At 61.6% G+C, this 11,850-nt stretch carries 8 protein-coding genes; 3 read left to right on the top strand and 5 right to left on the bottom strand.

Going from position 1 to position 11,850, the window contains the following annotated elements:
- The first annotated feature begins 78 nt into the window (after positions 1–78).
- The 3 genes from AKG11_RS31925 (at position 79) to AKG11_RS31910 (ending at position 2,856) form a co-directional block, all read left to right on the top strand.
- The gene (locus AKG11_RS31925) at positions 79–276 is read left to right on the top strand and encodes a heavy-metal-associated domain-containing protein (RefSeq protein ID WP_050746904.1); all 198 of its coding nucleotides are present in this window, start codon (positions 79–81) and stop codon (positions 274–276) included.
- A 615-nt stretch (positions 277–891) separates the two neighbouring features.
- Positions 892–2,388 (top strand): multicopper oxidase family protein, encoded by a 1,497-nt coding sequence (locus tag AKG11_RS31915; RefSeq protein ID WP_050746902.1) that lies wholly within the window; start codon positions 892–894, stop codon positions 2,386–2,388.
- A 54-nt stretch (positions 2,389–2,442) separates the two neighbouring features.
- On the top strand, positions 2,443–2,856 hold the full coding sequence (locus AKG11_RS31910; RefSeq protein ID WP_050746901.1) for a c-type cytochrome: 414 nt from the start codon (positions 2,443–2,445) through the stop codon (positions 2,854–2,856).
- A 177-nt stretch (positions 2,857–3,033) separates the two neighbouring features.
- Here the strand turns inward: AKG11_RS31910 and AKG11_RS31905 are convergent, their stop codons facing one another.
- Genes AKG11_RS31905 through AKG11_RS31885 form a run of 5 tightly spaced genes read right to left on the bottom strand, consistent with a single transcriptional unit; the run spans position 3,034 to position 11,471 of the window.
- Complete coding sequence (locus tag AKG11_RS31905; protein ID WP_050746900.1) at positions 3,034–4,563, bottom strand: thymidine phosphorylase family protein; 1,530 nt, start codon at positions 4,561–4,563, stop codon at positions 3,034–3,036.
- Positions 4,560–5,918, bottom strand: a complete 1,359-nt coding sequence (locus tag AKG11_RS31900) for an MBL fold metallo-hydrolase RNA specificity domain-containing protein (protein ID WP_050746899.1) — start codon at positions 5,916–5,918, stop codon at positions 4,560–4,562. The genes AKG11_RS31905 and AKG11_RS31900 overlap by 4 nt, the downstream gene beginning before the upstream one ends.
- A 7-nt stretch (positions 5,919–5,925) precedes the next feature.
- The gene (locus AKG11_RS31895) at positions 5,926–8,295 is read right to left on the bottom strand and encodes a phosphoketolase family protein (RefSeq protein ID WP_050746905.1); all 2,370 of its coding nucleotides are present in this window, start codon (positions 8,293–8,295) and stop codon (positions 5,926–5,928) included.
- Positions 8,296–8,328: 33 nt separating this feature from the next.
- Positions 8,329–9,363: a ribose-phosphate pyrophosphokinase gene (locus AKG11_RS31890; protein ID WP_050746898.1), complete on the bottom strand. Its 1,035-nt coding sequence runs from the start codon at positions 9,361–9,363 to the stop codon at positions 8,329–8,331.
- On the bottom strand, positions 9,360–11,471 hold the full coding sequence (locus AKG11_RS31885) for a heavy metal translocating P-type ATPase (RefSeq protein WP_050746897.1): 2,112 nt from the start codon (positions 11,469–11,471) through the stop codon (positions 9,360–9,362). The genes AKG11_RS31890 and AKG11_RS31885 overlap by 4 nt, the downstream gene beginning before the upstream one ends.
- Between the last annotated feature and the right edge of the window lie 379 nt (positions 11,472–11,850).

Here is an 11,850-nt window from a genome sequence, read left to right as displayed (position 1 = left end):
TGAACTCCATCGAATCTCGCAAATCCGAAGGAATCATAACCTGTTGAAATCACCCACCTCTTTTTGAGGCAGCCTCTCATGCAATTTGATATCCAGAACATGTCCTGCGGCGGTTGTGTCCGCAGCGTCACCAAGGCGATTCAATCCGTCGACCCCGTCGCCAAGGTCACTCCTGACCTATCGAACAGGAAGATAGTGGTCATGTCCGAGCAGTCTCGTGAGGCCTTTGAGGCCGCGCTCGCAAAAGCAGGATATCCGGCTACTCAGCACCGTTGACGATATTGGTCAGCGACGGACCCGCCGCTAGGCGGCGTCATGTCAGACATAAGCGGGGTTCGAGGGCGACCTTTCTTGTCGAACTCTTGATAGCATCGAATTTTCTTGGTGTTTCTAGCAATGATTTTCGGCACCTTGGTGGTTCGACTGCTTGAACGTCGGGTGTAACAATGTGATATGTGCGGAATGATTGGACGCTTCTTGGCACTATTTGTTGTGTTTGCGTTCGCCGTCGCCTCGACGGCGAACGCGGGGCACATGGTGCGCATGAACTCCACCCCAGATCATGCCGTCCAGACGCATCACGTCACCGCCATGGTTACCGGATACGATGTGCAGTCCTGTGAGATGGAGCAGGAATGCGCATCGGAGAGCGCCGCCATGTGTGCAGCCGTCTGCACTGGGTTGCTCAACTTTGTCATACCGGAACGCGGGGGTACCAGTGTATTTTACGCCAGGGCAGATTATGGTCTTACTATTATACCGGCAGTATTGAGCCATAATCCTGGCGTCAACCGCCGCCCTCCCAAGCTTCGTCTCCTTTGATCGCGTGGGTTTGAGCCCACGACACCCTTAGATCTGATGAACGGAACGTGATGTTCCGAGGAGACAATCATGATAAATTTCTCACGACGTGGCTTTCTTGCCGCAGGCGCAGCAACGCTGGCGTACGCGCATATTCCGCAGTTTGCATTCGCACAAGCGGCAGCTCCCATCCAGTTAACTGCCGGCCGCCGCACACTCGATATTGGCGGACGGGCTGCGTCTGTCTTGGGGCTGATCGGCCCAGGCGGACGGCCCGGTGTCATGCTCGATCCGGGCCAGCGCTTCGCGGTCGATCTGACCAACGATCTGGATGTCGAGACGATCATTCACTGGCACGGGCAGATCCCGCCCAACGTCCAGGATGGCGTACCCGACGCTCCCATGGCTGCGTTAAAGCCGGGTGAGGTCCGCAGCTATGACTTCGCACCTTCGGCCGGCACGCACTGGATGCACAGTCACATTCCCATTCAGGAAATGCAGATGCTGGCGGCACCCCTGATCGTCCGGCGGCCCGAAGATATCGCTGCTGATCGGCAGGAGGTGGTGATGTTCCTGCATGATTTCAGCTTCCGCCCGGCCGAGGAGGTGCTCGCCGAGATCGTGTCCAGCGCAGGGCACGGGGATATGGGCGAAGCCAATGCTATGTCCGGCATGGATCATGGCGGCCACGGTTCCATGCCGATGGCGCAGATGCCGGGCGCGGGTCAGGGCGGGCACGATATGGCTGGGATGCGTGGGATGGATTCCATGCAGATGGATCTGAACGACTTCGATTTCGACGCATATCTGGCCAATGACCGCACCCTGGACGATCCGGATACGATTCCGGTCGAAGCGAATGGACGGGTGTTGCTGCGGGTGATCAATGGGGCCGCTGCGACGAGCTTCTGGATCGATAGCGGCGATCTGCAGGGCCGGCTCGTCGCTGTCGACGGTCAGCCGATCGAGCCCATACCTGGCAATCGCTTCGGCCTTTCGATGGGGCAGCGTTTGGATCTGGAGCTCGAATTGCCTGACACCGGTGCCTGGCCCGTCCTGGCCCTTCGTGAAGGGGCTCGTGAACGGACGGGACTGATTCTTGCCACGCCCGGCGCGCAGGTTCGCCGTATCGATTCCCTTGCCGAAGCCGACGCCCCCGCGTTCGACATCGGGATGGAACAGGAATCTCGCCTGCGTGCAGTGACCGGTCTTGCCGATCGCGGCGCCATCCGTCCAATAGACGTTATGCTAGGCGGGCAGATGCAGCCCTATGTCTGGACGATCGACGGCAAGACCTGGGGTGAGCATCTGCCGATTTCGGCGCGCAGCGGGGACCGCGTCGAGATCCGCTTTCACAACATGTCGATGATGGGACATCCAATGCACCTGCATGGCCATCATTTCCAGGTGGTGGAGATCGGCGGACGCAGGATGGGCGGGGCTATGCGTGACACCCTCTATATTCCACCTATGACCATGGCTACGATCGCCGTGGATGCGGGTGAGGCGGCGCGCTGGATGCTGCATTGTCATCACATGCCACATCTTTCGACCGGGATGATGACCGAATTCGTGGTCGCCGCCTGATTTCGAAGGCCTCCCGCCATATGGCGGGAGGCCGCTAATCCCGCAGGATTGAACATGAACAAAACACTTGTTGCCGTGGTTGTCGTGGCGCTTGCCGGCGCTGCTATCTGGTGGACGCAGAATCGGCAGGACAGTTCTGGCACCGGCGAGCCTATCGTTCAGGTCGTCGTGCCGTCATCGCTTTCACCAATGGCCGAACAGGGCAAGACCGCGTTCGACGCCAACTGTGCCAGCTGTCATGGACCGAACGGTTCGGGTCGGGACGGGTTGGCGCCGCCATTGATCCATAAGATCTACGAGCCGAGCCACCATAGTGATATGGCCTTCGCGCTTGCTATACGCCAAGGGGTGCGTGCCCACCACTGGCGATTTGGCAATATGGCGCCGGTAGAGGGTGTCAGCGACACGTCGATCGAGGCGATCACCACCTATATTCGCGAACTGCAGCGCGCGAACGGCATCCACTGAGAAAGCGGCTACGGCCGCTACCTCATGACGGGCCGGTCCGGCGTATCGACCCGTGGTCCCGGCAGTTAAGTTGCAACCTTCTTTCCCGCGAGGGCCCGTTAAAAGCTACGCGTCCTTTGTGTCAGGCTCCCAAGCTGCGCCGAAGTCGGTTGCCGACCTTACCGAGCTTGAGCCAATTCAGGTCTCGATCTCAATGACGTCTCCGGCACCAGCGGCATAGTCGAGTGCGTAAGCCAGCTCGCCCGGTGTTTCCGCGTGGATGTGGAGAAGCGGCTGCCCACGGATGACCTCGTCACCTAGGCGAACCTCCATATGGATACCGGCCGCCTTGGCTTCCGGCGCGCCAGCAAGCTTGGCGAGGCGAGATAACTTTCGATTGTTGATATGAACGATTCGCCCAGCATGCGGAGCCTCGAGTGGATGGACATGGAGTGCTTTGGGAGGCGTTCGCATCCCACCTTGGGCCTTGCAGATCGCCTCGAACTTTTTCCAGGCACGCCCCTCTGCTAGCGTTTCGAGCGCGAGCGCCAGTCCTTTTCCATTCTCGGCCTTGCCGCCGATCTCCAACGCTACGCCCGCCAAAATCGCGGCGCGCCTGCGCAAATCGTCCGGCGCATCGGGCGCATTTTGCAGGACTGCTAGTACGTCGAGCGCCTCAAGCGCGGGACCGATGCCTCTACCGACCGGCTGCAACCCGTCGGTCTGAAGGCATTGGGCCGTAAGGCCGAAGCGAGACGCGACCGCTGTAATCCGCGTCGCGAGATGAGATGCGGCATCTTCGCTGCGCATCTTGGCGGTCGGGCCGACCGGGATGTCTATAACGACATGGGTGGATCCCGCAGCGATTTTCTTGGAGAGGACGGAAGCGATCAGCTGGCCTTCGGTGTCGACGTCGAGTTCGCGTTCGACGCGCACGAAGATGTCATCAGCCGGACTGAGGTGGACCGCTCCGCCCCACGCGATGCAAGCTCCTTCGGCCTCGACCACGCGTTTCAACGTTGCAATGTCGAGATCCACCGGCGCGAGAGTCTCCATCGTGTCGGCAGTACCGGCGGGGGAGGTAATGGCACGGGAGGACGTTTTCGGCATGACGAGCCCGTTGGCCGCAACGATCGCCACGACGATCGGGGTGGTGCGGTTACCAGGCAGGCCGCCGACACAGTGTTTGTCGACAACAACAGGGGCATGCCATTGTAACCGGTCGCCAACCGCGATCATCGCACCGGTAAGGTCGGCAGTCTCGTTCTCGTCGAGTGGTAAAGCCGCAGTTGCGGTCAGGAACGCCGCAAGCTGCACGTCGGTGTAACGGCCGGCGACCACGTCCTGCACAATCTCTGTGAGAGCATGCGAGTCAAGCCGGTTGCCGTGGATACGTCTGCGTACGCTTGCCAGCGACTCGACAGCGGGGGCATGGGTAACCTGCACCTTGGCGTCCTCGGCGAGATTCAGCATCTCCCAGGCGGTTTCGGAGAGCCCGACCTCGTCAACGGCCAAGTGACCGTCGTCCTCCACCTGGAAGAGCGTTGCCTGTAATTCCCGCCCACCACCCGAGACGAGAACCTGCGAGCGGGCGGAGAGCCCTTCCGAGCGACAAACATGACAATCAGTGCGCATGACGACGACCGGCTGGTGTTGCGTGTGCAATCGAAGGCGCCGAACACGAAGAGTTGGTTGTTCTGGACCGGCATGAGAGAGGAGCGTGGTCATAGGTCGAACACCTGATCCTGACGTGGCACAGTGGCATTCCAGCCAATTTCGCGATCGATCCGGGCGCGCAGGGCTTCCGATGCCTCGTCCTCACCGTGGACAATGAAGACGCGGGACGGTTCGCGCCGGAAGCCTGAGAGCCAGCGCATCAACTCATTGCCATCGGCATGCGCCGAGAGCACCGACAGATCGTCGACCTCTGCTCTGACGGGTATCCATTGCCCGTGGATCTTGATCTCTCTCGCGCCCTGAACCATGGCCCGCCCCCGCGTTCCCGCAGCCTGATAGCCGGAGAACAGGATCGTATGTTTCGGATCGGTGGCGAAAGACTTGAGGTGATGAAGCACACGACCGCCGGTCGCCATGCCGCTGGCCGAGATCACGACTTTGGGAAAGACACTCGCAGTGATCGCCTTGGAGCTTTCCACATCGCGGGTATAGGTGGCGATTTTGCAGATCGACGTGCATTCGTCATGCGTCAAGCGATGATCGTCGCTATGTGCGTGAAGGAGGTCTGTAGCGTTGATTGCCATGGGGCTGTCGAGATAGATCGGTACACCTGATAGGCGGCCTGCCGTTCGAAGCTTCCAGAGATGATAAAGGAGAGATTGCGCGCGGCCGACTGCGAAGGCGGGGATAACGACCGTGCCGCCACGTTTTACGGTGCGCTCAACAACTTCTCCCAACACCTCGGTCGTGTTTGCGGGATTGTGAGTGCGGTTTCCATAGGTTGATTCGACGACGATATAGTCGGCGTCGGCCACGGGAGCTGGATCGGGCAGCACTGGATCGTCGTAGCGCCCAAGGTCGCCGGAAAACGCAATGCGGCGGCCAGCCCATTCGATGTCCGCGCTGGCCGCGCCGAGGATATGACCTGCGCGACGGAAGGTCAGGGTCGCGCCGCCGGGAAGCTGAAAGGCGGTTTCGAACGGCACAGTGGTAAACATCTCTATCGCCCGTTCCGCATCGCGCACGCCGTAAAGCGGCAAAGCCGGCTTGTGCTTCGAGAAGCCCTTGCGATTGGCGTATTCTGCATCCTTTTCGTTGAGAAAGCCGCTATCCTTGAGGATCAACTCGGCCACGTCGCGCGTTGCCGATGAGGCGTAGATTCGACCCTTGAAGCCATCGCGCACGAGCCTGGGAAGATAGCCCGAATGATCGAGGTGGGCATGGGTGAGCACTACGGCATCAATACTGGACGGGGGCACTGGCAGTGGCGTCCAATTGAGCTCGCGCAGGTTCTTGAGTCCCTGGAACAAGCCGCAATCGATCAGGATGCGCTTGTCGCCGTTCGTGAGGAGGTGCTTCGAGCCGGTGACGGTGCTCGCACCGCCGAGAGATGTTAGCGTCAGCATAATGGCCTCAGATGTTGAATGCAGCGATGTCGCCGGGATGCCCGCGGCCCTCTACGGCAGCCCGTTCAGCGGGAGCAAGGAGGTCGTCTCTGCTCCAGCCGGTGAGAGGAACAGCAGCGTCGACCAGATGAGCCCAGGAGCAGCGATTAGCAAACAACATACCAGACACATCGAGCGTCCCGCCCCGGCTGATGTAGCCGCGCGCAGCGGTCGTCCGTGGGCCGGAATCGAGTCGCCGAAGCAGGCCGAGCATAGGTTCGGGTCTCGTGTGGGAGACGATCAGGCGCGGCATGTTCGCCGGAAACAGGGCGGCGAGGGTTTCGTCACTCGCCGTGAATCCCGCCTCGATCGGATCGCGGGGTATGCGGAAGCGGCCGGGCTCCGACACCGCCGTCACGAGCACATGGCGACCGTGCGTCCTGAGCCGATAGGCCGCCTTGAGCGCTTCCTCGAGCTGATAGGCGCCGATAGCCACAATTTGAAGCTCGGCGCCTTCCGTCTCGCCCTGCACATGGGCCCCACCATCTGTTACGAAACGGTCTGCGTCCTCCGCATCGAAACGATGCGGCATGTCACGCTTGGAGACGATCAAACATCCTACTTGGCCGCGGCCATTGTAGACGGATCGCAGCGCAGCCACGGCACTGTTTGCATCGACGGGGAAAAGCACCCGCGAGGTGTCGGACATCTCGCCCAGCAGCGCCTCGCCGATGGTCGGGTCCTGATGCGATTGCTCGTTCTTCGCGTTCTCCCAGGTATGGGACGTGACAACCAGAGGCACCGAAATCCAGCGTGGTTCCTGGCCGGCCTCGCGCTGCCGTCGGGAAAACACGATCTCCTGCCGCACGCCACCAAGCATCTTCATGGCGAATGCTTCGTAGCTGACGATCAGATTGATCCCGCCCTTGTTGGCCAGCGCCGCGCCTGCGACGGCTTCCTCATTGAGCGCGGTGATGACCGCGCCGTCGATGGCGTCGGCGACGCCGGGCTCGGAAGTGTTCACGCGATGGCGCAGCCGATCGAGCGTTGCTCCCATGTGGTTGGAGCGTAGCTCGTCAGGATTGCCCACACGCGGGCGGAGCGTGGGGTTCGCGTCCACGACGCGGACGAACCAGCGGTCTAGCGCATGCATTGCGCAATCGGGCGGATCGCCGGCGATCGTCCAGTCCGGCTCGGGCAGGCTCGGTGCGGCTGGGTTACGCAGCGCGAGCGCATGCCGGCTTTCCGGCTCTCGGCCCTGCTCGCGATGGACAGCGATTTCGCCAACGGCGCTCTCGATCTGCGCGGCGGGAACGAACAGCGCTTGCGCGGCCTCGTTGAAGGCGTTGCGAGCCGGCTCGTCCTGTGCGGGATTGCCCCCGAGGGGTAGATTGTGCGCCGCGTTGGTATCGGCTCCTGGGAAGCCAAAGCCCTTGATTGTCTCGGCGATGACATAGGGGATAGGCGCCGGATAGACGCGGGCGGGATCCGCCGCGAAACGTTCAAGGCGCTTCTCAGCCTCGATGATGGCGCAGGCGAAGGCCGCAGGATCACGGCCATCGATGATAAAGGGATCAAAACCGTTGAGCTTCAGGTGGTCGGCGAGCCAGTCCGCGCCGCCCTGCTGCGCGATCTGGACACGTTCCTCTATGCGCCGGCCGTTGAGGATCATAACTGGAATCGCGATGCCGGAATCCTCGGCTCGCCACCAGCGCGGCGTCCAGTCCGAGCCGCGCTGTTCCTCGAACGCGCCGTCACTCAGGAAGGCGACGAGGCTTTCGCCGGGCAGCGGCGCATGAACGTACTGGACCTCGGCGAAGCCGAGATAGCCGCCTTCCGAGATGGCGCCGGCGGTGTTCGGACCGGCGTGGCTGCCGAGCGGGACCGCTGCATTGCCGTCGGCGTCGATGGCATAGGAATAGAAATCGGCTGCAAGCTGCGAGAGACCTTTCTCGCTGCGATCATAGCGGCCCCTCTGCGCAGGAGAAACGTCCCCGGTGAGCGCGTTGACCGCCTCGATCGCGGCGACAGAATGGCCTTGTCCCATCAGCCATGAGCGGGTTTTCGCGGTGATCGCGTTGGCGGCGAGATAGCCGATGAAAGCGGGCACCATGTTGAGCGATCCGCCGGTATGGCCTTCAGGCGTCGACTTGAACGCCTCGGCCGGCAGCGGCGCGCCGGAAAGGTCGACACGGTGGGCATAGGTCATATGGACGACAGTCCACATTGCAGCGGAAGTCAAACGGTCGGCTGCGACGAGGATGCGATAGAGGGCTTCCGGCTCGATCAGGCCGGACGCCGCCAGGGCAGCTACGCGTTCGATCGTTTCATCGTTGTGGCTGATCGGGCCATACCCCTGTTGCCACGTCTCTGATGTTGGTGGTGTCAATTTTCTCATGCTGTCGCTGCTTTCCGTCAATCGTTCTCGTCGTCAATTCATGCCGCCGGTCCAGGATGGTGGATCGCTGGCAGGAAACGAATCGAACCCCGCCTGTTCCACTTCGTCCAGCCAATCCGGCGGACGCCGGTGTCGTACAAGATCGCCATCAATCGAGGCCGCCGACGCGATGACGTTGCCAATCAAGGGGGCGAGCGCAATTGCATTGCTTTCGTGGGGTACGGAGTCGGCCGAGACGATGCGGTCGCAAAGCGGTGCGAGGCGTTGGAAGGAATCATCGGCGAATATCGCATGCACCACGGCGACCACAGGCCGGACGAAACCCTGAAGCGGAAGCTGGCGGGCAGCCTCAATCAAGGTATTCCCGGAGGACGCTATGTCATCTGCGAGCACCGGCTGCCGGCCGCGCCACTTGGAAAGGTCCGGTAGCTTGACTTCGACGTTGCGGTCGCCGTGGCGGACCTTTCGCAGCACGGCATGCGGAGCACCGATCCTTGCCGCGATGGCAGAGACCCATTGGTCGCTTTCCTCGTCAGGACCGATGATCAAGGGCTTGTCGACCTCCGCGGCGATCCAGTCCGCAAGCAGCGGTGCAGCATGCAAGGTGTCGGTCGGGACCGTATAGAGAGGCGACAAGGCCGGATAGCGATGCAGATGTGGATCTACCGTCAGCAGCCGGTCAAAGCTCGACGAGACGAGCCTGGCGAAGCTTCTGGAGGTCACCGCCTCTCCCGGCTGGAAGCGGCGATCCTGCCGCATGTAGGAGAGGTAGGGTGCGATCAGGTTGACCTGGCAGGCTCCCAGCTCTCTTGCAGCATCGGCCGCGAAGATCAGCCGCAGGAAGCCGTCGTCTGGCCGTGCCAGCGTGCATACCAGATCGACTGCCTTGTCCTTCACCTCCGAGAGGAGGCGAACGTAAGTCTCTCCGTCAGGAAAACGCCGTGTTTCCATTGCGCCAAGTTCCCAGCCTCCTTCGTCGGCAAGACGCCGCGCGAATATCTCGTTACCTGGCAGCGGAAGGATCAGTCGCCTGGCGGGAGTTCCCGGTTGTTTGTCTACCGTTGTCATTTGTGCCTCCTGTAGGAGCGCAAAAGCTGGGCGTTGATGGCGACAATGATGGTGCTGGCCGACATGAAGACGGCCGCGACCGCGGGGGTCATTATGAAGCCGGTACCGAAGGTAATGCCCGCCGCCATCGGGATGGCGATTGCGTTGTATCCGGTCGCCCAAGCGAGGTTCTGGACCATCTTGCGATAGGTGGCGCGAGACAGACCGAGGATAGCGCCCACATCGCGCGGGTCGCTTCTGACCAGCACGACGTCGGCGGATTCCACGGCGACGTCGGTGCCCGCGCCGATGGCGATCCCGAGATCGGCCACCACGAGCGCAGGCGCGTCGTTCACCCCGTCGCCGACCATGGCGACGGAGAGCCCCCGCGCTTGTAGTTCCTCGATCTTTTGTGATTTCTGATCAGGCAGCACTTCGGCGAAGTATTCGGTGATACCGAGTTCCTCGGAGACCGCCTTTGCTACGCCCTCGGCGTCGCCGGTGAGCATGATCGAGCTGATCCCGAGGGATTTGAGTTCGGCGATGGCCTCCTTCGATTCCGGGCGAACGATGTCAGCCAGCGCAAAGAGTGCCCGCGGCTCGCCGTCGCGGACGAGAACGACAACTGTCTTGCCCTGTCCTTCCAGTCGCTTGAGACTGTCATGGGCGATGGCGTTGCCCTGCCGTGCGAGGTGCCCGGGGCTGACGATACGCACATCCTGGCCGTCCACCTTGGCCACGATGCCTTCGCCGGTGATGTTGCTGACGTCGGTTGCCTTGGGAATGATCAGGCTTCGTTCCTTCGCCTCGGCTACGATGCCGTGGGCGATGGGATGCTCGGACTGGCTCTCGGCGGCAGCGGCAAAGCTGAGTTCGTCGTTTTCGTTGCCGTCGGCAAGCAATACGATATCGCTGATGCCGAAACGGCCCTCAGTTAGCGTGCCGGTCTTGTCGAACACGGCGGCGTTGAGATTGCGCGCCCGCTCGAAGGCGGCGCGGTCGCGGATCAGCAGTCCGTTGCCGGCCGACAGCGATGTGCTGACCGCGACGACCAGCGGGACAGCGAGACCAAGGGCGTGCGGACAGGCAACAACCATGACCGTCACCATTCGTTCGATGGCAAATTCCAAGGGGGCGTCAAGGAGAAGCCACCAGACGAACAGCGTGCCGAAGCCGGCGACGAGTGCGATGTAGGTCAGCCAAGCGGCGGCACGGTTGGCAACGTCCTGCGTGCGCGAGCGCGTTGCCTGCGCCTTCTTCACCAATTCGATGACCTGCGACAGATAGGTGGCGTCGCCTGTCGCCGTTACCTTGATGGTGACAGCGGCGGCCCCGTTTATCGCGCCGCCGATGGCGGCAGCGCCGACCCCCTTGGTTACGGGCCGCGATTCGCCAGTGAGCATGGCCTCGTTGAAACCGGACGAGCCCTCAATGATCTCGCCATCCACCGGAACCTTTGCGCCGGGCCGCACGATGACGTGATCACCGGGCTGGAGGGTTGAGATCGGCACTTCCTCGGACGAGCCGTCGGCCCTAATTAGCGTGGCTGAATCCGGCAGGAGCCTTACCAGTTCCTCAAGCGCACGCGATGCTCCCATGACCGAACGCATCTCGATCCAGTGACCGAGAAGCATGATGGCGATCAGCGTCACAAGTTCCCAGTAGAGTTCCTCGCCCGGAAACCCGAACGTGACGGCCGCCGAAAAGAAATAAGCCGCCGAGATCGCTAGCGCGATCAGGGTCATCATGCCGGGCTGGCCCTTGCGCAACTCGGAGGTGAAGCCCGTCAGGAATGGCCAGCCGCCATAAACGTAGGCAATTGTCGAAAGCACGAAGAGGACGTAGCGGTCGCCCGGGAACGACAAAGTCTCTGCGATGCCAAGCCAATGCTGGATCATCGGTGAGAGCAACAGCACGGGCGGCGTGAGCACGAGGACCAACCAGAAACGGCGCCGGTAGTCGGCGACCATCGCACCGTGGTCATGTCCGCCGTGGCCAGCATGCTCGGAATGGCTGGAGCCAGCGGCGGCTACGACCTTGGGATTGCCGTGATGAGCTTCATCGTCTCGATGCCCGGTCGCGTGCGTCTGATGATTCTGATGGCCATGGTGGGAATGTGGTGAACTCATCAGGCTTTTCCTTGTCGTGGCTACGCGGCATCGGGCCAGCAGAACTCTTCGACCCCTCGGGTGGTCGCAATTTTCGGCGGACGTATTGTTGCAGGGTGGAAAATCATCGCTTCGAGTCCTTGAATCCTTGATCCAGGTTAAAGTCTTCTACAGCGTGTTATCGGAATTGAACCGCACCGGGTTTGCCGGAGGCCATTTGGTTTAAGTTATGCGGCCATGGCCGGTTCGTCCAGCATGGCGTAGTAGCGTTCTTCAGCCTCGGCTGGCGGTATGTTTCCGATGGGCTCCAGAAGTCGTCGGTGGTTGAACATGGGGTAATCGCGGTGCGCGCCCTGCAACAACCAACGTCCATTGCGGGGTGGTTGCCCCCCGATAAGAT

Origin of the sequence: Shinella sp. SUS2 (assembly GCF_001262505.1) — a bacterium.
In the GTDB taxonomy this organism is placed as follows: Bacteria; Pseudomonadota; Alphaproteobacteria; order Rhizobiales; family Rhizobiaceae; genus Shinella.
The sequence above is the reverse complement of the archived record's forward strand: the minus strand, read 5'-3'. Positions and strand labels throughout refer to the sequence as shown.